General features: G+C 45.7%; 39 protein-coding genes and 1 pseudogene. 31 read left to right on the top strand and 9 right to left on the bottom strand.

Annotated elements, in window-relative coordinates; all coding sequences use genetic code 11:
- Nucleotides 1-13 precede the first annotated feature (13 nt).
- The 29 genes from rlmB (at nt 14) to rplQ (ending at nt 14,821) form a co-directional block, all read left to right on the top strand.
- Nucleotides 14-754 (top strand): 23S rRNA (guanosine(2251)-2'-O)-methyltransferase RlmB, encoded by a 741-nt coding sequence (rlmB, locus tag AACV12_RS14605; protein WP_064625937.1) that lies wholly within the window; start codon nt 14-16, stop codon nt 752-754.
- Nucleotides 755-1,177: 423 nt separating this feature from the next.
- A complete protein-coding gene (rpsJ, locus tag AACV12_RS14600; RefSeq protein ID WP_001181007.1) occupies nt 1,178-1,489 on the top strand; it encodes a 30S ribosomal protein S10 in 312 nt (103 codons plus the stop codon).
- Between the two features lie 14 nt (nt 1,490-1,503).
- Nucleotides 1,504-2,133 (top strand): 50S ribosomal protein L3, encoded by a 630-nt coding sequence (rplC, locus tag AACV12_RS14595; RefSeq protein WP_013855921.1) that lies wholly within the window; start codon nt 1,504-1,506, stop codon nt 2,131-2,133.
- A gap of 16 nt (nt 2,134-2,149) precedes the next feature.
- Nucleotides 2,150-2,752: a 50S ribosomal protein L4 gene (rplD, locus tag AACV12_RS14590; protein ID WP_010318759.1), complete on the top strand. Its 603-nt coding sequence runs from the start codon at nt 2,150-2,152 to the stop codon at nt 2,750-2,752.
- Nucleotides 2,749-3,051 (top strand): 50S ribosomal protein L23, encoded by a 303-nt coding sequence (rplW, locus tag AACV12_RS14585; protein WP_010318760.1) that lies wholly within the window; start codon nt 2,749-2,751, stop codon nt 3,049-3,051. Before rplD ends, rplW begins: the two co-directional genes overlap by 4 nt.
- A gap of 16 nt (nt 3,052-3,067) precedes the next feature.
- Nucleotides 3,068-3,892, top strand: coding sequence for a 50S ribosomal protein L2 (gene rplB, locus AACV12_RS14580; protein ID WP_013855922.1), 825 nt, complete (start codon nt 3,068-3,070; stop codon nt 3,890-3,892).
- Nucleotides 3,893-3,912: 20 nt separating this feature from the next.
- A complete protein-coding gene (gene rpsS, locus AACV12_RS14575; protein ID WP_010318762.1) occupies nt 3,913-4,191 on the top strand; it encodes a 30S ribosomal protein S19 in 279 nt (92 codons plus the stop codon).
- 10 nt (nt 4,192-4,201) lie between these two features.
- Nucleotides 4,202-4,534, top strand: coding sequence for a 50S ribosomal protein L22 (gene rplV / locus AACV12_RS14570; RefSeq protein ID WP_026027327.1), 333 nt, complete (start codon nt 4,202-4,204; stop codon nt 4,532-4,534).
- Between the two features lie 19 nt (nt 4,535-4,553).
- Nucleotides 4,554-5,252: a 30S ribosomal protein S3 gene (gene rpsC, locus AACV12_RS14565; protein WP_010318764.1), complete on the top strand. Its 699-nt coding sequence runs from the start codon at nt 4,554-4,556 to the stop codon at nt 5,250-5,252.
- A gap of 11 nt (nt 5,253-5,263) precedes the next feature.
- Nucleotides 5,264-5,674: a 50S ribosomal protein L16 gene (gene rplP, locus AACV12_RS14560; RefSeq protein ID WP_010318765.1), complete on the top strand. Its 411-nt coding sequence runs from the start codon at nt 5,264-5,266 to the stop codon at nt 5,672-5,674.
- Entirely contained in the window at nt 5,674-5,865 is a 192-nt protein-coding gene (gene rpmC / locus AACV12_RS14555) for a 50S ribosomal protein L29 (protein WP_010318766.1), read from the top strand. Before rplP ends, rpmC begins: the two co-directional genes overlap by 1 nt.
- Nucleotides 5,865-6,119, top strand: a complete 255-nt coding sequence (gene rpsQ, locus AACV12_RS14550; RefSeq protein WP_013855925.1) for a 30S ribosomal protein S17 — start codon at nt 5,865-5,867, stop codon at nt 6,117-6,119. The genes rpmC and rpsQ overlap by 1 nt, the downstream gene beginning before the upstream one ends.
- Before the next feature lie 160 nt (nt 6,120-6,279).
- On the top strand, nt 6,280-6,651 hold the full coding sequence (gene rplN, locus AACV12_RS14545) for a 50S ribosomal protein L14 (protein ID WP_010318768.1): 372 nt from the start codon (nt 6,280-6,282) through the stop codon (nt 6,649-6,651).
- 12 nt (nt 6,652-6,663) lie between these two features.
- Nucleotides 6,664-6,981 (top strand): 50S ribosomal protein L24, encoded by a 318-nt coding sequence (gene rplX, locus AACV12_RS14540; protein WP_010318769.1) that lies wholly within the window; start codon nt 6,664-6,666, stop codon nt 6,979-6,981.
- A 24-nt stretch (nt 6,982-7,005) separates the two neighbouring features.
- A complete protein-coding gene (rplE, locus tag AACV12_RS14535; protein WP_010318770.1) occupies nt 7,006-7,545 on the top strand; it encodes a 50S ribosomal protein L5 in 540 nt (179 codons plus the stop codon).
- 17 nt (nt 7,546-7,562) lie between these two features.
- A complete protein-coding gene (gene rpsN, locus AACV12_RS14530) occupies nt 7,563-7,868 on the top strand; it encodes a 30S ribosomal protein S14 (protein ID WP_010318771.1) in 306 nt (101 codons plus the stop codon).
- Nucleotides 7,869-7,897: 29 nt separating this feature from the next.
- On the top strand, nt 7,898-8,290 hold the full coding sequence (gene rpsH, locus AACV12_RS14525; RefSeq protein WP_010318772.1) for a 30S ribosomal protein S8: 393 nt from the start codon (nt 7,898-7,900) through the stop codon (nt 8,288-8,290).
- Nucleotides 8,291-8,300: 10 nt separating this feature from the next.
- A complete protein-coding gene (gene rplF, locus AACV12_RS14520; protein ID WP_010318773.1) occupies nt 8,301-8,834 on the top strand; it encodes a 50S ribosomal protein L6 in 534 nt (177 codons plus the stop codon).
- A gap of 9 nt (nt 8,835-8,843) precedes the next feature.
- Complete coding sequence (rplR, locus tag AACV12_RS14515; RefSeq protein ID WP_013855926.1) at nt 8,844-9,197, top strand: 50S ribosomal protein L18; 354 nt, start codon at nt 8,844-8,846, stop codon at nt 9,195-9,197.
- Nucleotides 9,198-9,211: 14 nt separating this feature from the next.
- Nucleotides 9,212-9,712 carry a 30S ribosomal protein S5 gene (gene rpsE, locus AACV12_RS14510; protein ID WP_010318775.1) on the top strand — a complete coding sequence of 167 codons (501 nt, stop codon included), beginning with the start codon at nt 9,212-9,214 and terminating at the stop codon, nt 9,710-9,712.
- A 5-nt stretch (nt 9,713-9,717) separates the two neighbouring features.
- Nucleotides 9,718-9,894: a 50S ribosomal protein L30 gene (gene rpmD / locus AACV12_RS14505; RefSeq protein ID WP_004398455.1), complete on the top strand. Its 177-nt coding sequence runs from the start codon at nt 9,718-9,720 to the stop codon at nt 9,892-9,894.
- Between the two features lie 5 nt (nt 9,895-9,899).
- Entirely contained in the window at nt 9,900-10,334 is a 435-nt protein-coding gene (rplO, locus tag AACV12_RS14500) for a 50S ribosomal protein L15 (protein ID WP_010318777.1), read from the top strand.
- A gap of 20 nt (nt 10,335-10,354) precedes the next feature.
- Nucleotides 10,355-11,689 carry a preprotein translocase subunit SecY gene (gene secY, locus AACV12_RS14495; protein ID WP_017046739.1) on the top strand — a complete coding sequence of 445 codons (1,335 nt, stop codon included), beginning with the start codon at nt 10,355-10,357 and terminating at the stop codon, nt 11,687-11,689.
- A 27-nt stretch (nt 11,690-11,716) separates the two neighbouring features.
- Complete coding sequence (rpmJ, locus tag AACV12_RS14490; protein ID WP_000868186.1) at nt 11,717-11,830, top strand: 50S ribosomal protein L36; 114 nt, start codon at nt 11,717-11,719, stop codon at nt 11,828-11,830.
- A 147-nt stretch (nt 11,831-11,977) separates the two neighbouring features.
- Complete coding sequence (rpsM, locus tag AACV12_RS14485) at nt 11,978-12,334, top strand: 30S ribosomal protein S13 (RefSeq protein WP_010318779.1); 357 nt, start codon at nt 11,978-11,980, stop codon at nt 12,332-12,334.
- A gap of 20 nt (nt 12,335-12,354) precedes the next feature.
- Entirely contained in the window at nt 12,355-12,744 is a 390-nt protein-coding gene (rpsK, locus tag AACV12_RS14480; protein WP_001118870.1) for a 30S ribosomal protein S11, read from the top strand.
- A 27-nt stretch (nt 12,745-12,771) separates the two neighbouring features.
- Nucleotides 12,772-13,392 (top strand): 30S ribosomal protein S4, encoded by a 621-nt coding sequence (gene rpsD / locus AACV12_RS14475; protein WP_013855928.1) that lies wholly within the window; start codon nt 12,772-12,774, stop codon nt 13,390-13,392.
- Between the two features lie 23 nt (nt 13,393-13,415).
- Nucleotides 13,416-14,408 carry a DNA-directed RNA polymerase subunit alpha gene (locus AACV12_RS14470; RefSeq protein ID WP_010318781.1) on the top strand — a complete coding sequence of 331 codons (993 nt, stop codon included), beginning with the start codon at nt 13,416-13,418 and terminating at the stop codon, nt 14,406-14,408.
- A 26-nt stretch (nt 14,409-14,434) separates the two neighbouring features.
- Nucleotides 14,435-14,821, top strand: a complete 387-nt coding sequence (rplQ, locus tag AACV12_RS14465) for a 50S ribosomal protein L17 (protein ID WP_017042856.1) — start codon at nt 14,435-14,437, stop codon at nt 14,819-14,821.
- Between the two features lie 191 nt (nt 14,822-15,012).
- On the opposite strand, the gene AACV12_RS14460 is transcribed toward rplQ, so the two are convergent.
- A complete protein-coding gene (locus tag AACV12_RS14460; protein ID WP_010318783.1) occupies nt 15,013-15,633 on the bottom strand; it encodes an FKBP-type peptidyl-prolyl cis-trans isomerase in 621 nt (206 codons plus the stop codon).
- Nucleotides 15,634-15,868: 235 nt separating this feature from the next.
- On the opposite strand from AACV12_RS14460, the gene AACV12_RS14455 reads away from it, so the two are divergent.
- On the top strand, nt 15,869-16,432 hold the full coding sequence (locus tag AACV12_RS14455; RefSeq protein WP_026027801.1) for a LysM-like peptidoglycan-binding domain-containing protein: 564 nt from the start codon (nt 15,869-15,871) through the stop codon (nt 16,430-16,432).
- Nucleotides 16,433-16,455: 23 nt separating this feature from the next.
- Here the strand turns inward: AACV12_RS14455 and AACV12_RS14450 are convergent, their stop codons facing one another.
- Nucleotides 16,456-16,908: a GNAT family N-acetyltransferase gene (locus AACV12_RS14450; RefSeq protein ID WP_013855931.1), complete on the bottom strand. Its 453-nt coding sequence runs from the start codon at nt 16,906-16,908 to the stop codon at nt 16,456-16,458.
- A gap of 177 nt (nt 16,909-17,085) precedes the next feature.
- Between AACV12_RS14450 and dbpA the strand changes: the two genes are divergently transcribed.
- The gene (gene dbpA / locus AACV12_RS14445; protein ID WP_170900608.1) at nt 17,086-18,471 is read left to right on the top strand and encodes an ATP-dependent RNA helicase DbpA; all 1,386 of its coding nucleotides are present in this window, start codon (nt 17,086-17,088) and stop codon (nt 18,469-18,471) included.
- Between the two features lie 50 nt (nt 18,472-18,521).
- Here the strand turns inward: dbpA and AACV12_RS14440 are convergent, their stop codons facing one another.
- The 7 genes and pseudogenes from AACV12_RS14440 to AACV12_RS14410 all read right to left on the bottom strand — a co-directional run bounded on the left by AACV12_RS14440 (nt 18,522) and on the right by AACV12_RS14410 (nt 24,274).
- Nucleotides 18,522-20,291, bottom strand: coding sequence for a lysophospholipid acyltransferase family protein (locus tag AACV12_RS14440; RefSeq protein WP_170900606.1), 1,770 nt, complete (start codon nt 20,289-20,291; stop codon nt 18,522-18,524).
- A 2-nt stretch (nt 20,292-20,293) separates the two neighbouring features.
- Nucleotides 20,294-20,746: a hypothetical protein gene (locus AACV12_RS14435; RefSeq protein ID WP_094146937.1), complete on the bottom strand. Its 453-nt coding sequence runs from the start codon at nt 20,744-20,746 to the stop codon at nt 20,294-20,296.
- 10 nt (nt 20,747-20,756) lie between these two features.
- On the bottom strand, nt 20,757-21,194 hold the full coding sequence (locus AACV12_RS14430) for a YHS domain-containing (seleno)protein (protein ID WP_170900604.1): 438 nt from the start codon (nt 21,192-21,194) through the stop codon (nt 20,757-20,759).
- Between the two features lie 40 nt (nt 21,195-21,234).
- A pseudogene (locus AACV12_RS14425) lies at nt 21,235-21,972 on the bottom strand (NRDE family protein); the annotation flags it as partial.
- 1 nt (nt 21,973) lies between these two features.
- Nucleotides 21,974-22,522: a hypothetical protein gene (locus tag AACV12_RS14420; protein ID WP_013855937.1), complete on the bottom strand. Its 549-nt coding sequence runs from the start codon at nt 22,520-22,522 to the stop codon at nt 21,974-21,976.
- A gap of 34 nt (nt 22,523-22,556) precedes the next feature.
- On the bottom strand, nt 22,557-23,690 hold the full coding sequence (locus AACV12_RS14415; protein WP_094124064.1) for a D-alanine--D-alanine ligase: 1,134 nt from the start codon (nt 23,688-23,690) through the stop codon (nt 22,557-22,559).
- On the bottom strand, nt 23,687-24,274 hold the full coding sequence (locus tag AACV12_RS14410) for a VTT domain-containing protein (RefSeq protein ID WP_170900602.1): 588 nt from the start codon (nt 24,272-24,274) through the stop codon (nt 23,687-23,689). Before AACV12_RS14410 ends, AACV12_RS14415 begins: the two co-directional genes overlap by 4 nt.
- Nucleotides 24,275-24,506: the final 232 nt, after the last annotated feature.

Here is a 24,506-nt window from a genome sequence, read left to right as displayed (position 1 = left end):
CAATGGGTAAATCATGAGTAACGAATGTATTTATGGTATTCACGCGGTCAGCGCTGTACTTGAAAAAGATCCAGCGCGATTGATAGAAGCGTTTGTACTGAAAGGGCGACAAGATGATCGCCTGCTTCCACTGTTAAATGAACTGCAACATTGCGGTGTCTCTATTCAACAGATGGGACGTAAAACATTGGATGACAAGGCTCAAGGGGCGAATCATCAGGGCATCATTGCTCGTGTAAAACCAGCAAAACAGCTTAATGAGCATGATTTAGAAGCAATCATCGCACAGCATGAACAACCGCTATTACTTGTTTTGGATGGTGTTACCGATCCGCATAATCTCGGCGCATGCTTACGTAACGCCGATGCTGCCGGGGTCGCTGCAGTGATCGTACCGAAAGATAAGTCAGCACCAATGACGGCAACGGTCAGCAAAGTCGCTTGTGGCGCTGCTGAAACTGTGCCTTTAGTACGAGTGACGAATCTTGCACGTACCATGCGCGCCCTTCAAGAACAAGGCGTATGGTTTGTTGGCACTGCCGGTGAGGCGACGCATGACATTTACCAAGCCAAACTGACAGGGCCCCTTGCGATTGTTATGGGCGCTGAAGGGGATGGTATGCGCCGCTTAACGCGCGAAACCTGCGATGATCTGATTAAAATACCGATGGCGGGCACCGTTTCTAGCCTAAACGTATCAGTAGCGGCTGGGATCTGTCTGTTTGAAGCAGTGAGACAGCGCAAAGCTGTATAATTGTGCAACAGGGATAAAAGGATAGGGTAGTGAGTGCTCACCTCATCTTTCTATCCCTTCTATTACTTCCTCAGTGAAAGAAGAAATAGATAGTTTATAAGTTTAATTTCTACACAGCGCTTGCATGTGTAATGGTGATCTGTATAATGCACCGCACTGGTTAAATCCAGTTGTGAACCAATGAGCAGTGAGGAGTAAACTGACCTAGCTGTTAGTTTAGTAACGTATACTCAGCTTATGTTCGCAGTTAATACAATTAGCTCTGTTGCGTTTAGTAATAGATTAAAGTTAATCGAAAATTAACTGACAATGTGCCTAATTTTGGCACTACGGTTTCACATAAATCAATCGGCATTCTCTCGTTTTAACGAGTTTGAGTGGCGATATTGTTTGTGTAATTTTTAATTATTGGAGCTCTGTCTCATGCAGAACCAACGTATCCGTATCCGCCTAAAAGCGTTCGATTACAAACTAATCGATGCTTCTACAGCGGAAATCGTTGAAACAGCTAAGCGTACCGGCGCACAGGTTCGTGGTCCTATTCCACTTCCTACTCGTAAAGAGCGTTTCACTGTTCTTATCTCTCCACACGTCAACAAAGATGCTCGTGATCAGTACGAAATTCGTACTCACAAACGTCTAATCGACATCGTTGAGCCAACAGATAAAACTGTTGATGCACTGATGCGCCTAGATCTAGCTGCTGGCGTTGACGTACAAATCAGCCTAGGTTAAGGGAGATTAGAAGAATGATTGGTCTAGTCGGACGTAAAGTGGGTATGACCCGCGTATTTACTGAAGAAGGCGTTTCTATCCCAGTAACTGTTGTTGAGGTTGAAGCAAACCGTATTTCCCAAGTGAAAACTCTTGAGACTGACGGCTATGCAGCAATCCAGGTAACTACTGGTACTAAGAAAGCCAACCGTGTAACTAAACCAGAAGCTGGTCACTTTGCGAAAGCAGGTGTAGAAGCTGGTCGCGGTCTTTGGGAATTCCGTTTAGAAAACGGCGAAGAGTTTGAAGTTGGCACTGAGCTAAATGTAGAACTTTTCAACGAAGTTAAAAAAGTAGACGTTACTGGTACATCTAAAGGTAAAGGTTTCCAAGGTGCTGTTAAGCGCTGGAATTTCCGTACCCAAGATATGACTCACGGTAACTCTTTGTCTCACCGTGCACCGGGTTCAATTGGCCAATGTCAAACTCCAGGTCGCGTGTTCAAAGGCAAAAAAATGGCAGGTCACATGGGTGCTGAGCGTGTAACGACTCAAAACCTAGAGATCGTACGTGTTGACGCTGAGCGCAATCTGCTTCTTATTAAAGGTGCAGTACCAGGTGCAACTGGCGCTAACGTGATCGTCAAACCAGCTATTAAAGCATAACGTCTAGGAGTAAGTAATGGAATTGATGGTTAAAGGTGCTAACGCACTAACTGTTTCCGAAACTACTTTCGGACGTGAGTTCAACGAAGCCCTTGTACATCAAGTAGTTGTTGCGTATGCAGCAGGTGCTCGTCAAGGTACTCGTGCTCAAAAGACACGTTCAGAAGTTTCTGGCGGTGGCGCTAAGCCATGGCGTCAAAAAGGTACTGGCCGTGCACGTGCTGGTACAATTCGTAGCCCAATCTGGCGTACAGGTGGTGTTACTTTTGCTGCGAAACCACAAGATCACAGCCAAAAAGTAAACAAAAAAATGTACCGCGGTGCTATGAAGAGCATTCTTTCTGAACTAGTTCGTCAAGAGCGTTTAATCGTTGTTGATAACTTCTCAGTAGAAGCACCAAAAACTAAAGAGCTATTAGCTAAGCTTAAAGAACTTGAGCTTAACGATGTACTCATCGTTACTGGCGAAGTAGACGAGAATCTATTCTTAGCTGCTCGCAACCTATATAAAGTTGACGCACGTGATGTAGCGGGTCTTGACCCAGTTAGCCTAATTGCGTTTGACAAGGTTCTAATGACTGCAGAAGCAGTTAAGCAAGTTGAGGAGATGCTGGCATGATCAGTGAAGAGCGTCTACTAAAAGTTCTACGTGCACCGCACATCTCTGAAAAAGCAACTATGACTGCTGAGAAAGCGAACACTATCGTTTTCAAAGTAGCAAAAGATGCAACTAAGAAAGAGATCAAAGCAGCTGTAGAAAAGCTATTTGAAGTTGAAGTTAAGTCTGTAAATACTCTTATCACTAAGGGTAAGACCAAACGTCAAGGTCTACGCCAAGGTCGCCGCAGCGACGTTAAAAAAGCGTATGTGACTTTGAAAGAAGGTCAAGATCTTGACTTTGTTGGCGGCGCGGAATAACAGGAGTAGTTGAATAATGGCTATTGTTAAATGTAAGCCGACTTCCCCTGGTCGTCGTCACGTCGTTAAAGTTGTTAACGCTGACCTACACAAGGGTAAGCCATACGCACCTCTTCTAGAGAAAAACTCTAAGAATGGTGGTCGTAACAACAACGGTCGTATCACAGTACGTCATATCGGTGGTGGTCATAAGCAACACTATCGTTTGGTTGACTTCAAACGTACTAAAGATGGCATCCCAGCGAAAGTTGAGCGTCTAGAATACGATCCAAACCGTAGCGCAAATATCGCTCTAGTTCTGTACGCAGACGGCGAGCGTCGTTACATTATCGCACCTAAAGGTGTTCAAGCTGGTGATACAATCCAGTCTGGTGTTGATGCGCCAATTAAAGCAGGTAACACTCTGCCAATGCGCAACATCCCAGTGGGTTCTACTATTCACTGTGTTGAACTTAAGCCTGGTAAAGGTGCACAGCTAGCTCGTTCGGCTGGTGCATATGCTCAACTTGTCGCTCGCGACGGTACTTATGCAACTATCCGCCTACGTTCTGGTGAAATGCGCAAAGTACTTTCTGAAGGCCGTGCAACAATCGGTGAAGTTGGTAACTCTGAGCACATGCTACGTGAACTAGGTAAAGCTGGTGCTTCACGCTGGCGCGGCGTACGTCCAACTGTACGTGGTGTAGTAATGAACCCGGTTGACCACCCACACGGTGGTGGTGAAGGCCGCACATCTGGTGGTCGTCACCCAGTATCTCCTTGGGGTATGCCTACTAAGGGCTTCAAGACTCGTAGCAACAAACGCACCGACAAGTACATCGTACGTCGTCGTAATAAGTAATCTATATAAGAGGATAAGCCATGCCACGTTCTCTCAAGAAAGGTCCATTTATTGACCTACACTTGCTGAAGAAGGTAGAGAAAGCGGTGGAAAGCGGAGACAAAAAGCCTATTAAGACTTGGTCCCGTCGTTCAATGATCATTCCATCAATGATTGGTTTGACCATCGCTGTCCATAATGGTCGTCAGCACGTTCCAGTATTTGTCACTGATGAAATGATCGGTCACAAACTGGGCGAATTCGCACCAACTCGTACTTACCGTGGTCACGCTGCGGATAAGAAAGCTAAGAAGCGCTAAGGAGTAAATGATGGAAGCTATTGCTAAACATAACTTTGCTCGCATTTCTCCTCAGAAAGCTCGCTTAGTTGCAGATCTAATCCGTGGTAAATCTGTGGATCAGGCTCTTGAAATCCTAACTTTCAGCAACAAAAAAGCGGCTGTATTAGTTAAGAAAGTTCTAGAGTCAGCTATCGCTAACGCAGAACACAACGAAGGTGCAGATATCGACGATCTTAATGTCGCTAAAATCTTCGTAGATGAGGGCCCGGTCATGAAGCGTATTATGCCTCGTGCAAAAGGCCGTGCGGATCGTATCTTGAAGCGTTCAAGCCACATCACTGTTGTTGTAGCAGACCGCTAAGAGACTAGGAGAGTAAGCAATGGGTCAGAAAGTACATCCTAATGGTATTCGTCTTGGCATCGTTAAGCCTTGGAATGCTACATGGTTTGCTAACACCAAAGATTTCGCTGACAACCTAGACGGCGACTTCAAGGTACGTCAGTTCCTTACTAAGGAACTTTCAAAAGCGTCTCTATCACGCATCGTTATCGAGCGTCCTGCTAAGAGCATTCGTGTGACTATCCACACTGCTCGCCCAGGCGTTGTTATCGGTAAGAAAGGTGAAGACGTTGAGAAGCTACGCGCAGCTGTAGCTAAAATTGCAGGTGTACCAGCGCAAATTAACATCGCTGAAGTACGTAAGCCTGAGCTAGACGGCCAATTAGTGGCTGATAGCATCGCGTCTCAACTAGAGCGTCGCGTTATGTTCCGTCGTGCTATGAAGCGTGCGGTACAAAATGCTATGCGTCTAGGCGCTAAAGGTATCAAAGTGGAAGTAAGCGGTCGTCTTGGCGGCGCTGAAATTGCACGTTCTGAGTGGTACCGTGAAGGCCGTGTGCCTCTACACACTCTACGTGCTGACATTGATTATGCAACTTCTTCGGCTCACACTCAATACGGTGTGATCGGCGTTAAAGTTTGGATCTTCAAGGGTGAAATCCTTGGTGGTATGCCAGCTGCAAACGCTGTTGAGCCAAAGGCTGACAAGCCTAAGAAGCAGCGTAAAGGCCGTAAGTAAGGAGTCGACTGATGCTACAACCTAAACGCACTAAGTTCCGTAAGGTTCATACTGGTCGCAACCGCGGTCTAGCTAAAGGTACTGACGTAAGCTTCGGTACATTTGGTCTTAAAGCCGTTGGACGTGGTCGTCTAACTGCTCGTCAGATCGAAGCGGCACGTCGTGCAATGACACGTCACGTTAAGCGTCAAGGTAAAATCTGGATCCGTGTGTTCCCAGATAAGCCAATCACTGAAAAACCACTAGAAGTTCGTCAAGGTAAGGGTAAAGGTAACGTTGAGTACTGGGTAGCCCAAATCCAACCTGGTAAGGTTATGTACGAAATGGACGGTGTACCTGAAGAATTGGCACGTGAAGCGTTCCGCCTAGCGGCTCGTAAACTGCCATTCAAAACTACATTCGTAATTAAACAGGTGATGTGATGAAAGCACTAGATCTACGCGCAAAAAGCGCTGAAGAGCTTAACGCTGAGCTACTGAATTTGCTACGTGAACAGTTCAACTTGCGCATGCAAGCTGCAACTGGTCAACTACAGCAAACTCATACTTTGAAAGCTGTACGCCGTGATATCGCACGCGTTAAAACTGTTTTGACTGAGAAGGCAGGCGAATAATGAGCGACAAAATTCGTACTCAACTAGGTCGTGTTATTAGTGACAAGATGGATAAATCTATCACTGTTGCTATCGAGCGCATGGTGAAACACCCAATTTACGGTAAATTCGTAAAGCGTACGACTAAAGTACACGCACATGACGAAAACAACGAGTGTGGCCTAGGCGATACCGTTGAGATTCGTGAGTGTCGTCCTCTGTCTAAGACTAAGTCTTGGACATTGGTTAAAGTTATAGAAAAAGCGAAGATGTAATCATCGTTATTCTATGATTTTAAACGGCTCCAAAGTTTTTTTGGAGCCGTTTATTTTTTGTCTACCCAATCTTAGGAAAGGGTGGTACAATTCGCGTCCCTTTTAAAGAGGCAGCCCGACCCGAGAGGGTCTAGTTTTAATATTTAGCGGAGCACTAACAATGATCCAAATGCAAAGTACACTTGATGCAGCTGATAACTCAGGCGCGCGCAAGGTAATGTGTATTAAGGTTCTGGGTGGCTCTCACCGCCGTTATGCACATATCGGTGACATCATCAAAGTTACAGTGAAGGAAGCAATTCCTCGCGGTAAAGTTAAAAAAGGTGATGTACTGAAGGCGGTGGTAGTTCGCACCCGTAAAGGCGTACGTCGTCCAGACGGTTCTGTCATTCGCTTCGACCGTAATGCTTGCGTATTGTTGAACAATAATACAGAGCAACCTATCGGTACACGTATCTTTGGTCCAGTGACTCGTGAACTTCGCAATGCGAAATTTATGAAAATCGTGTCACTAGCACCTGAAGTTCTGTAAGGAGCGGCACACATGGCAGCTAAAATCCGTCGTAATGACGAAGTAATCGTTCTTGCTGGTAAAGATAAAGGCAAGAAAGGTAAAGTAACTAAGGTTCTCGTAACTGGTAAAGTTATCGTTGAAGGTATCAACCTTGTTAAGAAACACCAAAAGCCGGTTCCGGCTCTAGGTCAACAAGGTGGCATCGTTGAACAAGAAGCAGCTATTGATGCTTCTAACGTTGCAATCTTTAACGCAGCAACTGGTAAAGCGGACCGTATCGGTTTCCGTTTTGAAGACGGCAAAAAAGTTCGTTTCTTCAAATCTAACGGTGAAATCGTTTCTAACTAATTAGAAGTAATTTGGAGTTCTACTATGGCGAAACTGCATGATTACTACAAGTCGTCTGTAGTGACTGAACTGACCAAACAGTTCGGTTACACAAGCGTCATGCAAGTCCCTAGGATTGATAAAATCACCCTAAACATGGGCGTTGGTGAAGCTATCAACGATAAGAAACTATTAGAAAATGCAGCAGCTGATATGGCTACGATCTCTGGTCAAAAACCACTGATCACTAAAGCTCGTAAATCTGTTGCAGGTTTCAAAATTCGTGAAGGCTACCCAATTGGTTGTAAAGTAACCTTGCGTGGCGAACGTATGTGGGATTTTTTAGAGCGTTTAATCTCTATTGCACTTCCACGTGTACGTGACTTCCGTGGTGTTAGCGCTAAGTCTTTTGACGGACGCGGTAACTACAGCATGGGCGTTCGCGAGCAAATCATCTTCCCAGAAATCGACTACGATAAAGTCGATCGTGTACGCGGTCTTGATATCACTATCACGACTTCTGCTGGTACCGATGAGGAAGGCCGTGCTCTGCTGGCTGCCTTTAACTTCCCATTCCGTAAGTAAGGTGAAGGGTTACTGTTATGGCTAAACAATCAATGAAAGCACGTGAAGTAAAACGTGCAAAGCTAGTAGCTAAGTTCGCAGAAAAGCGTGCAATGCTAAAAGCTACCATCAGCGATGTAAACGCATCTGAAGAAGATCGTTGGAACGCAGTTCTTAAACTGCAAGCTCTTCCACGTGATTCAAGTGCTTCACGTCAGCGCAACCGTTGCAACCAAACTGGTCGTCCACACGGTTTCCTACGTAAGTTCGGTCTAAGCCGCATCAAAGTTCGCGAAGCTTGCATGAAAGGCGAGATTCCTGGACTTCGTAAGGCTAGCTGGTAATTGCCACTTAATCATTTGGAGTAAATCTTATGAGCATGCAAGATCCGATTTCGGATATGCTGACCCGCATTCGTAACGGTCAGGCAGCAAATAAAGTTGCTGTAAAAATGCCTTCTTCAAAGCTTAAAGTTGCAATTGCTGCACTGCTAAAAGCTGAAGGTTATATCGCAGATTTCGCTGTTGAAGGCGAAGTAAAACCTGAGCTAGAAGTTACTCTTAAGTACTTCCAAGCTAAACCAGTAATCGAGCAAATCCAACGTGTTTCACGTCCTGGTCTACGCGTTTATAAGAAAAAAGACGCGTTACCAACAGTGATGGGCGGTATGGGTGTTGCTGTGGTGTCCACTTCCAAGGGTCTGATGTCTGACCGTGCTGCTCGCAAAGCAGGTCTTGGCGGTGAAATCATTTGCTACGTAGCGTAAGGAGTAGGATATGTCTCGTGTTGCTAAAGCACCTGTCGCTATTCCAGCTGGCGTAGAGGTGAAACTAAACGGCCAAGAAATCACTGTAAAAGGTGGTAAAGGTGAGCTGACTCGCGTCCTGAATAAAGGCGTAGTTATTGCACAGGAAGAAAACAACCTTACTTTCGGTCCTCGTGAAGGTGTTGCTAACGCTTGGGCACAAGCAGGTACTGCTCGTGCACTAGTAAACAACATGGTTGTTGGTGTTACTGCAGGCTTTACTAAGAAGCTTGTTCTTAAAGGTGTTGGTTACCGTGCTGCTATTAAAGGCAACTCAGTAAGTCTTACTTTAGGCTTCTCACACCCTGTAGAGCATGAACTACCAGCGGGTATCAATGCTGAATGTCCTAGCCAAACTGAAATTGTCCTAACTGGTTGCGATAAGCAAGTAGTGGGTCAAGTTGCGGCTGACATCCGTTCTTACCGTGAGCCAGAACCTTATAAAGGTAAAGGCGTCCGTTACGCAGATGAAAATGTGCGTAGTAAAGAAGCTAAGAAGAAGTAAGGTAACACTATGGATAAGAAAGCATCTCGCATCCGTCGTGCTACACGCGCACGTCGTAAGATTGCTGAACTGGGTGCAACTCGCCTAGTAGTACACCGTACTCCTCGTCACGTGTACGCTCAGGTTATCGCATCAAACGGCTCTGAGGTTATCGCAGCAGCTTCTACTGTAGAAAAAGCGATCCGTGAGCTAGTTAAGAACACCGGTAACGTAGACGCAGCTAAAGCGGTAGGTAAAGCTATTGCAGAACGCGCTCTTGAAAAAGGCGTATCAGCTGTTGCGTTTGATCGTTCTGGTTTCCAATACCACGGTCGAGTAGCGGCGCTAGCAGAATCTGCTCGCGAAGCTGGTCTGAAATTCTAAGGTAGGGTTGGAAGATGGCTAAAGAACAACAACAAGCTAGTGATTTGCAAGAAAAATTAATCGCAGTTAACCGTGTTTCTAAAACGGTTAAAGGTGGTCGAATCATGAGCTTTACTGCACTAACTGTAGTTGGTGACGGTAATGGTCGCGTAGGTTTCGGATACGGCAAAGCTCGTGAAGTACCTGCAGCGATTCAAAAAGCAATGGAAAAAGCGCGTCGTAACATGGTTACTATCGCTCTTAACGAAGGCACTCTTCACCACGCGGTGAAAGGTCGTCACTCGGGCTCTAAAGTTTACATGCAGCCAGCTGCAGAAGGTACAGGTGTTATCGCCGGTGGTGCGATGCGTGCTGTACTAGAAGTTGCCGGTGTACATAACGTACTTGCGAAAGCGTACGGTTCTACTAACCCAATCAACGTTGTTCGTGCAACAGTTGCTGGTCTAGTAGATGTGAAGTCACCAGAAATGGTTGCAGCTAAACGTGGTCTCACTGTTGAAGCGATTTCGGAGTAAGCACCATGGCAACTATTAAAGTAACTCAAACTAAAAGCTCAATTGGTCGTCTACCAAAGCACAAAGCTACTTTGCGTGGTCTAGGCCTTCGTCGTATCAACCATACAGTAGAACTTGAAGATACACCGTGTGTACGCGGTATGATCAACAAGGTTTACTACATGGTTAAAGTTGAGGAGTAATCAGAATGCGTTTGAATACTCTATCACCGGCTGCTGGTTCTAAGCACGCTCCTAAGCGTCTAGGCCGTGGTATCGGTTCTGGCCTTGGTAAAACAGGTGGCCGCGGTCACAAAGGTCAAAAGTCACGTTCTGGCGGTACAGTTCGTCCAGGTTTTGAAGGCGGTCAAATGCCTCTAAAACAACGTCTACCTAAATTCGGTTTCACTTCTCGTAAGAGCCTAGTGTCTGCTGAAATTCGTCTAGCTGAGCTAGCGAAAGTTACGGGTGACGTGGTCGATCTAAACAGCTTGAAAGCAGCTAACCTAATCACTAAGAACATCGAAAATGTTAAAGTTGTTCTTTCTGGTGAGATTAGCAAAGCAGTGACTGTGAAAGGTCTTCGCGTGACTAAAGGCGCTAAAGCTGCAATCGAAGCTGCAGGCGGTAAAATCGAGGAATAATCTCGAGGAACGAGGTACAGATGGCTAAGAAACCAGGACAAGATTTTCGTAGTGCTCAGAGCGGCTTAAGTGAGCTAAAGTCGCGCTTATTATTCGTAATTGGTGCACTTTTAGTATTCCGAGCCGGTTCTTTTGTGCCGATTCCTGGTATTGACGCAGCTGTACTTGCCGATTTGTTCGAACAGCAAAAAGGTACCATCGTTGAAATGTTTAACATGTTCTCCGGTGGTGCTCTTTCGCGTGCATCTATCTTAGCATTGGGCATCATGCCGTATATTTCGGCGTCAATTGTTGTCCAATTGCTAACTGTAGTTCATCCAGCGTTAGCCGAACTCAAGAAAGAGGGTGAGGCAGGGCGTCGTAAGATTAGCCAATATACGCGTTATGGCACGCTTGTACTTGCAATATTCCAAGCTATTGGTATCGCAACAGGCTTACCAAACATGGTCAACAATCTGGTTGTTATCGACCAAACCATGTTTACCCTGATTGCTACCGTGAGTTTAGTAACTGGCACCATGTTCTTAATGTGGTTAGGTGAACAAATTACTGAGCGTGGAATAGGAAATGGTATTTCCATTTTGATTTTTGCAGGTATTGTTGCTGGATTGCCTTCGGCAATCGGACAAACGATTGAGCAAGCGCGTCAAGGTGAATTGCATGTGCTTCTTCTGTTGTTAATTGCGGTACTTTCTTTTGCTGTGATTTATTTCGTTGTTTTCATGGAACGTGGTCAGCGTCGTATTGTCGTTAACTATGCAAAGCGTCAACAAGGTCGTAAAGTGTTTGCAGCGCAAAGTACTCACTTGCCATTGAAAATTAATATGGCGGGTGTAATACCTGCAATTTTTGCATCGAGTATTATTTTGTTCCCAGGAACATTAGCTCAGTGGTTTGGTCAAAATGGTGAGAGCAGCACATTCGGTTGGTTAACTGATGTGTCTTTGGCTCTTAGCCCTGGTCAACCTCTGTACGTTATGCTTTATGCAGCAGCGATTATTTTCTTCTGTTTCTTTTACACAGCGTTGGTGTTTAACCCTCGTGAAACAGCGGATAACTTGAAGAAGTCCGGTGCGTTCGTACCCGGCATCCGCCCAGGTGAGCAGACAGCGAGATACATTGATAAAGTAATGACCAGACTAACCTTAGCGGGTGCTCTCTACATTACCTTTATCTGTCTGATTCCCGAGTTCATGATGGTCGCGTGGAACGTACGTTTCTACTTCGGCGGCACATCACTACTTATCGTAGTGGTTGTGATTATGGACTTTATGGCACAGGTACAGACTCATATGATGTCCCAACAGTATGATTCTGTGTTGAAAAAAGCAAATCTGAAGGGCTACGGCCGTTAATTCAGATTTCACTTACGGAGTTTAGCAATGAAAGTTCGTGCTTCCGTTAAAAAAATCTGTCGTAACTGTAAAGTAATCAAGCGTAACGGCGTCGTTCGCGTGATTTGCAGTGAGCCAAAGCACAAGCAGCGCCAAGGCTAATTAGCAGAAATTTTTACTTGAAATATAAAGGTCGGTCGAGTATATTCCTCGGCCTACCTTTTGTGTGCAAAAGAAGTAGTATGCCGCAGCGTATCCTCGACGGGCTTTGCTGCGGATAATTTCTTATATAAGTACTAGGAGTGAATAGTGGCCCGTATAGCAGGCATTAACATTCCTGATCAGAAGCATGCTGTAATTGCATTAACTGCAATCTACGGCATCGGTAAGACCCGTTCGAAAGCTATCTTAGCTGATTTGGGTATTGCTGAAAGTGTTAAGATCAGTGAACTAACTGAAGAGCAGATCGATCTACTGCGTGATGGTGTAGCTAAATACACTGTAGAGGGTGATCTTCGTCGTGAAGTTTCCATGAACATCAAGCGTCTTATGGACCTTGGCTGTTACCGTGGTCTTCGTCATCGTCGCAGTCTACCACTACGTGGACAGCGTACTAAAACCAACGCTCGTACCCGTAAGGGTCCGCGTAAACCGATCAAGAAATAGTCGGAAGGGTATAGAGTACAATGGCAAAACAACCAACTCGCGCACGTAAGCGTGTACGCAAGCAAGTTGCTGATGGCGTAGCGCACATCCATGCATCTTTCAATAACACAATCGTAACTATCACAGACCGTCAAGGTAATGCTCTAGCTTGGGCAACTGCTGGTGGTTCTGGTTTCCGCGGTTCTCGTAAGTCTACTCCGTTCGCTGCACAGGTTGCTGCTGAGCGTTGTGCTGAAATGGCTAAAGAATACGGCCTTAAGAACCTAGAGGTTATGGTTAAGGGTCCAGGTCCAGGTCGTGAATCAACTGTTCGCGCACTGAACGCTGCTGGTTTCCGTATCACTAACATTGTTGATGCGACACCAATCCCTCATAACGGTTGTCGTCCACCTAAGAAACGCCGCGTATAACGTTTCTAGGAAGATTGGAGAAAGATCATGGCAAGATATTTGGGTCCTAAGCTGAAGCTTAGCCGCCGCGAAGGTACTGACTTGTTCCTTAAGTCAGGCATTCGTGCGATTGATACCAAGTGTAAAATTGACAACGCACCAGGTGTACACGGCGCTCGTCGCGGTCGTCTATCTGAGTACGGTGTTCAGCTTCGTGAGAAGCAAAAAGTTCGTCGTATTTATGGCGTTCTAGAAAAACAATTCCGTAACTACTATAAAGAAGCTGCACGTCTTAAAGGCAATACTGGTGAAAACCTACTTCAGCTTCTTGAAGGTCGTCTTGATAACGTAGTTTACCGCATGGGCTTTGGCGCTACTCGCGCAGAAGCACGTCAGCTAGTAAGCCACAAAGCTATCCTAGTTAACGGTAAAGTTGTAAACGTTCCTTCTTTCAATGTTGCGGTTAACGACGTTGTTGCAATCCGTGAGAAAGCTAAAAAGCAATCTCGCATTAAAGCAGCTCTAGAAGTTGCTGAACAACGCGAAAAACCAACTTGGATTGAAGTAGATGGCGGCCAAATGGAAGGTACATTCAAGCGTATGCCTGAGCGTTCTGACCTGTCAGCTGACATCAACGAACAATTGATCGTCGAGCTTTACTCTAAGTAAGGTTAAACTAAAGAGAGGACACAATGCAGGGTTCTGTAACAGAATTTCTTAAGCCACGTCTTGTTGATATCGAACAGATTAGCACGACACACGCAAAAGTAACTCTTGAGCCGTTAGAGCGTGGTTTCGGCCATACTCTGGGTAATGCACTTCGCCGTATTCTTCTATCTTCAATGCCAGGTTGTGCTGTAACTGAAGTGGAGATTGAAGGCGTACTACACGAGTACAGCACCAAAGAAGGCATTCAAGAAGATATCCTTGAGATCCTTCTGAACCTAAAAGGTTTGGCTGTTCGCGTTGCCGAAGGCAAAGATGAAGTGTTCATTACGCTGAACAAATCAGGCTCGGGCCCTGTTGTTGCAGGTGACATCACCCATGATGGTGATGTAGAGATCACTAACCCTGAGCACGTGATTTGTCATCTAACGGATGACAACGCTGAGATCGCTATGCGTATCAAAGTAGAACGTGGTCGTGGTTATGTTCCAGCTTCAGCTCGTATCCATACTGAAGAAGATGAGCGTCCAATCGGTCGTCTACTTGTAGATGCTACTTACAGCCCAGTAGACAAAATTGCCTACTCTGTGGAAGCCGCTCGCGTAGAACAACGTACTGATTTAGATAAGCTCGTTATCGATATGGAAACGAACGGTACTCTAGAACCTGAGGAAGCAATCCGTCGTGCAGCAACTATTCTTGCTGAACAATTGGATGCGTTCGTAGATCTTCGTGATGTACGTGTACCTGAGGAGAAGGAAGAGAAGCCAGAATTCGATCCAATCCTACTGCGTCCTGTAGACGATCTTGAACTAACAGTTCGCTCTGCTAACTGTTTGAAAGCAGAAGCGATTCACTACATCGGTGATCTAGTACAGCGCACTGAGGTTGAGCTACTTAAAACGCCAAACCTTGGTAAGAAATCTCTTACAGAGATTAAAGACGTGCTTGCATCACGTGGTCTATCTTTGGGCATGCGCCTAGAGAACTGGCCGCCAGCGTCTATCGCTGAAGATTAATCGATACTAGTTAGAAGGATTAGGTCATGCGCCATCGTAAGAGTGGTCGTCAACTCAACCGCAACAGCAGTCATCGCAAAGCGATGTTCAGCAACATGGCTAGCTCTCTAGTACGTCATGAAGTTATCAAGACTACTTTGCCAAAAGCAAAAGAGCTACGTCGCGTCGTTGAGCCTTTGATTACACTAGCTAAGACTGACAGTGTTGCAAACCGTCGTCTAGCATTTGCTCGCACTCGTGATAACGAAGTTGTGGCAAAACTATTTAACGAACTAGGTCCACGTTTTGCAGCTCGCCAAGGCGGCTACACACGTATCCTAAAGTGCGGTTTCCGTACTGGTGATAAAGCTCCAATGGCATACATTGAGCTTGTCGATCGCCCAGAAGTAGCTGTAGAAGCTGCTGCTGAGTAATCAGTTCGTATAATTAAAAAAGCCGAGTAGTAATACTCGGCTTTTTTGTATGCGTAGATTTTATCTTTGAACACGGGCTAACCAGATAAGTATGCGTAGTGTCGTTTTTAATAGATGCTAAGTAAGAAATACTAATAAAAAAAGGTCAGCGAATGCCAACCTTCTCATTATCAATTCTATATCAATTCTATTTATAGAATGTCGAGTAGCTCTACTTCAAATACTAGAGCTGCAAAAGGAGGAATTGCAGCGCCAGCGCCACGCTCACCGTAGGCAAGATCTTGTGGAATATAGAGTTTCCATTTTGAACCCACAGGCATCAGTTGTAGTGCTTCTACCCAACCTTTGATTACACCTGTTACTGGGAATTCAGCTGGTTGACCGCGAGATACAGAGCTATCAAATACTGTACCGTCAGTCAATTCACCGTGGTAATGAACACGTACTTGCTTGTCAGATGTCGGGATATCCCCCGTACCTTCTGTAAGAATTTCGTACTGTAGACCAGATTCAAGAACGGTCACTTCAGGGCGTAGTGCGTTATCTGTTAAGAATACTTCACCGTCGGCTGCGGCTGCTTTGGCAGCTTCTTGGCGTAGAGATTCTGCACGCATGTGCAACTCTTGCAGTGCATTATTGATTTCATCAATTTCAATTGATGGCATGTCGCCTACTAATGCGGTTGCGATACCTGCGGCGATGGCGTCAACGTTAAGTCCTTCTAGACCACTACCCGCAAGTTGTTGGCCCATTTGTAGACCGATACCGTAGCTTGCTTTTTGCTCTACAGTGTCAAATTTTACTTCAGACATAAACAGTCACTCTTTTTATGTAAATAAACAAGTGCCAAAGGATATCAGTTTCAAGCATGGGATGAAATGCTAATGGGAAATATCCAATATTGAACCTTCAGGTTGTGACAAATCGCAGATCCCAAAGAAAAATGTTCAAGATTGTGTCAACGTTTACGTTATCGCCACCTTGGCTCTATACTGATCCCTCTTGAGTTTTTATACTGTAGCTCGACAGAAAAGGAGACGGGTTAAGATGAATCGTCGTCACAAGAAGAAACCGCAAACTGATTATTTAGCGTTTATCCAACAGAAGTGGCATGCATTCGATTGGCGTGGCCTTATTTTACGTGTTCGCACAGTTTGGCTGGCGCTGCCTAAGCTTCACCAGCGCGCTTTATTAGCGATCGTTCCAGTAGTGTGTTTGCTCATTATTATTCCTTTTCCTGAGCGAACAGAGCAGGCCGCTCTACCGAAAAGTAGTGAGCGTGTGGAAATCAGCATTAATACGGTTGGGTTGAGTGAACAAAAAACGCCTCAACAAACCGATCGTAAATCTGAGTTCTGGCGAGAGTACACGGTTAAAAACGGGGACACTTTGTCGCAGGTTTTTCGGGCAAATGATTTACCGATGTCTGATCTTAATGCCTTAGTCAAAATTGAAGGCAGTGACAAACCGCTCAGCCAAATTACCCAAGGCCAATTAGTTCGCTTCAAACTCGCGGCTGATGGGCAACTCGATATCCTGCAACTTGAGAAAAACGATCAATCAGTGATGTTTTTCAGGCGCTCAGATGGCGGATTTGGCCGTAGTAAATAACACGCTTTGATCAAGAGGGTTATTTACTTGCTGAGCTGCATGTCGATATGCGGGATATCATCTTCTAGATACATCGCCGACGTTTGTTGAAAACCATAACTTTGATAGAAGCTAGCAAGATAGTGCTGTGCACCAATTTCAATATCTTGATTGGGCCACAGCTTCTGGCATTCGGCTAATGCTTGCTGCATTAATTGGTGTCCAAGGCCATTTCCTCTCGCTTCTTTTTGGGTTGCAATGCGACCAATACTGACACTTGGGTAGCTAATCCCCGCAGGGAGTAAGCGCGCGCAGGCAACAATCTGCTGATCCTGTTCACCAATTAAATGAAAAACACCCGGCTGAATATCCTTATTATCCAATTCAGGGTAAGGACAGGTTTGTTCGACCACAAAGACATCGACGCGCAGTTTAAGTAGCGCATAAAGTTGATGAGTGGTTAATTGTGAGAATGAAAGACAGTGCCAAGTAATCATCGTAGTGCCCCTTTAAAAATGGATGTCGTTACTCTATCAAGCTTAAGTGCATGATTCATTAACAAAGGTTAAGAGTGAGCTACAAACTTGATGAATGATAAATAAAGATTCACTAGCCACACGAGGTTAAATAACGATAATATGCGTTTAATTTTCGTCTAACGAAAGGACGGTCTCTTGAGTAATCTCTCTTTTTCAACGGTAAATCTACAACCAGAACTTCTTTCTAACCTCGATACTTTGGGATACACCAAGATGACGCCGATTCAGGCGTTAAGCTTGCCAACCATTTTGGCGGGTAAGGATGTGATTGGCCAAGGAAAAACAGGCTCAGGAAAAACAGCAGCGTTTGGTTTAGGCGTATTATCTAACCTCAACGTTAAGCGTTTTCGCGTTCAAGCTTTGGTGCTATGCCCAACGCGGGAGTTAGCCGATCAAGTCGCAACGGATATTCGTACACTCGGCCGCGCCATTCATAATATTAAAGTGCTCACCTTGTGTGGCGGCATGCCAATGGGTCCACAAATTGGTTCGTTAGAGCACGGTGCACATATTTTGGTTGGTACTCCGGGGCGTATTCTTGACCATTTAGACAAAGGTCGTATCGATCTCTCTGAACTCAATACGTTAGTGCTTGATGAAGCGGACCGAATGCTCGAAATGGGTTTCCAAGAAGCGCTGGATGCGATCATCAATGAAACGCCAACCAGCCGTCAAACATTGCTGTTTAGTGCTACGTTCCCAAATCAAATCAAACAAATTGCGCAGCGGATTATGCGTGAGCCTGAAATGGTCAAAGTTGAATCCACCCATGATACGTCCAGCATTCAGCAATATTTTTATAAAGTAGAGGGTACAGAGGCGCGTGATCGCGCGTTAGAACTGCTGCTTTTACACCATCAGCCTGAATCTGCCGTGGTGTTCTGTAATACAAAGAAAGAAGTACAAAGTGTTGCTGAAGATCTACATCACAAGGGCTTTAGTGTGGTGGAACTGCATGGTGATTTAGAGCAGCGTGACCGTGACCAAGCTTTGGTGCAGTTTGCTAATAAAAGTGTCTCCATTTTAGTTGCAACCGATGTGGCGGCACGTGGCCTTGATGTGGATAACTTAGATGCGGTATTTAACTTTGAGTTATCACGTGATCCTGAAGTGCACGTGCACCGCATTGGGCGTACTGGCCGAGCGGGCAGTAAAGGTTTAGCTTTTAGCTTCTTCAGTGACAGTGAAATGCACCGAGTGGCGATGATTGATGAATATATGGATATGCCCATCGAACCTGCTAAATTGCCTGATGCCAGTGCGCTAAACAACGCGCCTTATCAAGCCAATATGGTCACTATCCAGATTGATGGCGGTAAAAAGCAGAAAGTGCGCCCGGGAGATATTCTAGGGGCGTTGACCAGTAACGACGGTATTGACGGTCAATATGTCGGTAAAATTAACATGTTACCGATGCGCAGCTACGTTGCAGTCCATAAATCGGTGGCGAAAAAAGCACTGAAGAAAATGGAAAGCGGTAAGATGAAAGGACGCCAATTTAGAGCACGCCTTCTAAAATAAGCCCCTTCATTTAGAATTAAAGCCAGCGAACAACTCGCTGGCTTTTGCGTTTATGAGGGCTTTGAACTGAAAGGTGTCGAATTCAAATAAGCGCTGGCCTGCTCCTTACCCATGTATTTTGCCAGTGTATGCAGCGGAACTTGTTTCAAGTTCACTACAATTAAGCCATCTAACGCATTGTTAAACGCGGGGTCGACATTAAAACAGACGAGCTTGCCATTCATCCCTAAATATTGGCGCAGCAATACAGGAAGGCCCTTGCCATTTTCCATTTTTGCTAACACTTTCGACAGCAGAGAAATGCTTGCCAAAGAGGAGAGCAAGTTGGTTTGCCAAAATGTGTTCCCATTGCACCGTAGTGGAGTGGAAGGTGAAACCAAGGTTGCCTTTTCATGATCATAATGATGAATAGAGAGTGTGGCGGCCATTAATTGTCGCGCGGTGTGGCTGTAATCGTTGCTAATGCTTACTGGGCCAAACAAGTGCGTATATTGTGGATGACGCGCGACAAACGCAGCAATACCTTTCCACAGCATTAACAGTGAGTTGAGGTTGCGCTGGTATTTCGAGGAAACCACCGAGCGGCCTAGCTCAATACTGGTATCTAGTGTGTTGATGAAGGCTTCATCATACTGAAATAAGCTACGGGAATATAGCCCTGCTAACCCTTGCTTCGCTATCAGTTTATCCACTAACCCCAATCGATAAGCTCCAACAATTTGACGGTCTTTCTTGTGCCAAACAAAGAGTTGGTAGTAATGGCGATCATACTCATCAAGATCACAAGCTAAGCCGCTTCCTTCACCTACGGCGCGAAAACTCTCTTCACGAATTCGACCAATCTCTTGCAGTATGTGGGGTAACTGCTCGCTTGCGGCGCAATAGACAATCCAATCACCTTGCTCTAAGAGCTTGCTTTCGCTTGGCAGCGCGGCGAGATCTTGCTCAAGCTTCTCTACAATAAGCGCATCAATAATAGGAAGGGGCGATGTCACTAATTCTGGTGAGGATGGCGTTGCGGAAGGTGTTGCACTCATTAAATAGGTATTGAGACGCAGATAATGAACAATGTCTCGTTCTTGTTCAAATGCTTTTACTTCGGAATAGGGGATGGGATTGCCGATGGAAATTTCAATGTTGTGCGCCTGCTTATTCAGTAGCTCGCGGCCGAGCAATGCCGTTCGCAGTAGTGGATGAATTCGCCCCGCTTGATAAAACAGAGTGCTATTTTTACCATTAATAAAGATCGGGACGGTGGTGGCTTGGGCGCGTTTAACAAATTTGGCGACGGATTGACTCCATTCGATATCCGACAGTGTTTGCGATCCTTTGGGGTAAGTAGATACCTCACCAGCAGGGAAGATAATCAATAAGCCACCTTGAGCCAAATGAAGATTCGCATCTCGAATGGCTTGCGCATTGGTGCTGCGAGCACTTTTGCTATTGAACACATCGACACCGATAAAGAGTTCACTAATTTCAGGCAGGCGCTTTAGCAACTGATTCGCCAGCACTTTAATATCGGTGCGTACTGAACCAATTAAATCGGCTAATATCACCCCTTCAATTGCGCCCAGCGGGTGGTTAGCGACGATCACCACCGGCCCTGTTTGTGGAATGTTATCGATGCTGCCTAAAGCAAGGCGATATTCGATATTGAGTGCCGCTAGCGTGTAGCGCATAAACTCAAAGCAAGAGGGTTTGGCAGGACGCTGCTGATACAGTTTATCCAGTGTTGCAAGCCCAGAGGCCCATTCAACAATCGATTCTGCGACGCCAAATGGAGTGTGTCGTGGTAAACGAAAAGGACTGGCTAGCATAATTACACTCCTTTATTCAGCCACTGGTGCAATAAACCATCACCGTTTTTGAGATCTCGTCGCACCAAAAAAGCCGCACACAACCAAACAAGACAAGCCATCGCAAATAGCAGGCCGCTATCATTGCCGACCACTTCTCCTACTTGGTTAAACTCTGGCATCACAATGCCAAGAGGCGTAAATAAATGAAAGAAAATCGCACCACTCATAATGCCGACGCTCATCAGTGCACCAAGGCCATGCCAGCGGCTAAACAGCAAAATAGAGGCTATCAGTTCAGCCGTTCCGATTAAATACCCGCCATACACAGCAAACCAACCGAGGCCAGACCACGCACCTAAGGTGCCAAAAATATAGTTGGTTTCGTAAGAGCCGGAAAACTTAAAGACAAGCGATTGAATAAAAACAAACGCAATCAAGATTGAGGGGAGATGCTGGCTAGCTTTAAACGTCATGGTGTAGCTCCTACTTAATTAAATTGGGCCAATTTTTATCGGCTTGTTGGATGTGCACCGCTTGGTTGGCATCCCATAATGTTTTGATCTTTTTGTCGTAATTGAGATAGAGCTTGCCGTCGACAATCGCCCATTGATTGGGATCTCCCGGAGCAAAATCATTCTTTTCAGAGACGGCCCAAGCGCAGTAGCCGCCATATTGCGGCGCATATTGGTTAGGGTTATTCAGAAACAGTTCAAGGTTCTCTTTTGAAGAAAAATACCACTGCGCATTTTTATAAAGGGTCGAAAAATCGGAGGAGCCTTTTATCGGCTCTCCTCTGGTGAAGTAGGCGACGGTGTCATAGCCACTCAGCGCTTTATTGCTCAGAAAGCTGGTGTAAATTTCATCCTCAGCGAGGCTCACGTTGCTGACAAACAGCAGTAATAGTCCTAGTAAACGTTTCATTGTTGATTCCTAATAAATTGGCGACCCAAGGAGTGGTTTTGTCGATCTCATCGCGCTGCTGGTGGAGTGATGTCTCACTGAGCTGTAAGCAAGGTGAACCTGAGATATAGGTCATATACTGCTGCTGTTGTGTGACGCGTAAATAGGTAAAGCTAACGGTGTGCGCATCTTGACGATGCATACAGGGTGCCCAATGTGGATGGGCGACATGGTGGTGGGCGTGAAACTTTAGTCGCTGTTGCACGCTATCTTCCTCGGCGATTAAAGCTTGATAGAGTTGCGAGCGGTAGTGCTGCACCTGTTCTAAATCGACACTGGATGAAAATAGAGGCGATTGCGTCACCGCAATTTGGCTCTGTTCACCATCCCACGCCAGGGCCATCACATTGCCTTGTGCATCGGTTAAATTAGGGTCAAAAGCGAGCAAAGTGAATGGCGCAAATTGCTGAAGATTAAGCTGTGTAAACGCTTGGATAACCTTCTCGACACTGACTTGACTGGATAAATGCTTCAGCAATTGACCGCGGCTGACTAAGCGTTCGGCATCGGCTCCTTGGGGGATTTTACCTTGGTAATTATTGAGCAAGCACAAAGCCAAACCGCATTCATTAAGACTGATCCAACTGCCTCCACCAGCAGGATCAATCGGCATCAACACTTCAACACCAGCTTGCGTGTATTGTTTAGGTGGCAACGCTAATGGGCGGTTTTTTTGTTCATCACGGTTAAAAAATAGATGATAGCCGTGTTTGTCGAGTAACCAAGAAACAGAGCACATGTTATTGCCCCCGAATGAAGGAGGCCGTGGCTGGCGCTAAGCCGAAAGCGGCATCAGTTTCTACATGCAGCAAATGAGCAACCACTTTAGCCATCGCAAAATGGTGCTGTGCATGCAAAGTGGCGAAGCTTAACTCTCGCTCCCATGTTGATGATAAAGAGCACACTTGCGTTTCCTGCAATGAGGTTTCAACAAGTACCGTAACGGATTTTTGGAGTGAGGCCGAGCACTGCGTTAACCATTGAATTAAATACTCAATTTCGGCCAAGGCCGCAGCGCGGGACGTCTCAACGAGGTGGCCCCGACGGCGTTGGTTGTAATCAATAGTGCTAGTTGAGTTAGCCAGCGCATGAAACAGATCCAACCAATGACGAAAATGTTGCCCCACTGAACTGGCGACAATTGGCGTGGCTAAGTGGGTGTAGTGCCTATCTTCTAACTGTTCGAGAAACTGGTGCGCTTGTTCCAGTGTTTCAATGCCGCCTTGGATCACGGGGGCATGATTAGGCTGCGATGCGCTTTGTTGTGAACTTGTGGTGATTGCAAACATATTTCTATCCCTATGATTGTTCTTATGGATAAGGTTAATCCGTGCTTGGGTAATGTTCGGTTAAGGCCTTTTCTTTGCGCCAAGCGTTCAGCAGTTCAGCCATTTTGGGTGTTTGATGGCCTAACTTTCGCTGCTGCGCGCCAATGTCGAATAAGATTCGGTACTGTCTGAGTAAGGTTGAGAAGATCTCACGCAGCGGTGTTTCTCTATCCCAAATATGAGCGGCTTCACTGCTTGCGCCATTGATTTCCAAAATCGTGAACTGTTCTCCAGCCATCAATTGGTGAATATTGGCAAACTTGATATCGAGCCGCCCATAGTGAAACCCGTCAACGTTGTTAAAAATCTCATCCAGCTTGTTGGTGAGAGCGCGAGTAATGTAACGGTTACCATTGCGGAAAATCGATCCGCGACTATGGCTGCCCGCAAAGGCGAGTTGAAACTCCTGCCCTGCTGCAAGAACCCAATCGAGCTTCTCAAGGTGGCGAGGAAAATAGAGGTGAGGGAGTTGCCCTGCGCGTGGGCAGCGTTCAATTAACTGCTTTAAAGTGTGAATGCCATCCCCAGTGACAAACGGGGCATACTTAAGTGTGATGGAAATAATGTTGCCTTGAGCCTCACCGGGATAGCGCACATAAAATACGCCAGCTTCAGCTTGATACGGCGCTTTTTGTTGCAGTAAAAAACGGGCATTAATCGGGAATGATTGGATGTAGTCACTCAGTTGTTGTTCATTTTGCAGCAGTTTGACGCCAACGCCGCGGCAGCCTAAATCTGGTTTAGCGACAAGAGGGAAATCCAACGATGCTTGTTGCATTGCAGACAGAGCCTGTGCTGTTTGCTGCTGAGCGGTTTGATGGCTTTTCGTTCGGGTGATAAAGGGCGATATCCACTGCTGAGCGTATTCACCGGCTAGATTAAGAATGTCGTGTTTTGACTCTCCAACCATGCCGCTGAGCTTGATGCCGGGGTTTGCAATTAAAGGTAAGCCCCAGTTGCCATAACGCAGCCCTTGCAGCAGGCTTTGAATCACCACCGGAGTGTAGAAAAACCAACTGGGCAGAAATTCATAAGGAGAAATGCTGCGTTTGGTGTCTTGCTCTAAAAGCGGCATACCCGCGTTGATTTTGCCATGTGCAATGCAAGGTATTTCTAATTTGGCGTTCATGACAATCCTTTAGAAAATGATTTGTTGAGAAGACGATTAGTGAGCATTAATAGCCCAACCGCGATAGGAATAATGATCCATTGATAATGAGAGGACTGTTGCCAAACCTGACTCCCTAGGTAATAAAGCGTTGAAAAAACGATCAGTGTCCACAGTGCTGTGGCCGTCAGTACGGAGCACAGAAATAGCGCCAACGGAATAGAAAAAAAGCCGCTCAAAGTAAAGCCCACCGTTCTTAGGCCGGGGACAAAGCGAATAATAAACAGATTTAAAAAAGTATGATGGTGCAGTTTGCGACGGACGGTTCGAAAATGTTTATTGGTCAGCGCTTGATAACGAAGCGGACGAACGCGTTGTGCCACTTGGCCTAAGTAATACAAACCGAGATCGCCACTAACAATGCCGACAAAAATAGCCAACAACGCCAAGCCGGGGGGCATGAGATTTTGCAAAGCCAGTGTGGCGGCGGTGACAATAGCGACATCCTCTAACAAATAGGAAAGCAAAATTACGCCGATGAATAGTAAAGTCAGTGAATGACTTTCGGTTGTTAGAAAGGTTTGAATGTCGATAGCAAGCCCCACACTTCCTCCTTAGCAAATTATGATCAAGTATAGAATAAGGCGCTGATTGCGCTTTTATTCTCATTACGAGGACAAAGACCTGCCAAAGAATAGAAAAATTGCATATTTGATGATTTTTTATAATTAAATTTAATCAAACTAATGTTTGAAAATTAAACAGAGGTTGTAACGAGCCTTAAATGAAGCGTGGATAGTCAAGAACCATCAAGATCAGAGTTAGGGTTGTCGAGAG

Origin of the sequence: Vibrio sp. 2-2(8) (assembly GCF_963888495.1) — a bacterium.
Taxonomy (GTDB): Bacteria; Pseudomonadota; Gammaproteobacteria; order Enterobacterales; family Vibrionaceae; genus Vibrio; species Vibrio anguillarum.
This window is presented reverse-complemented; position numbering and strand designations above follow the sequence as displayed.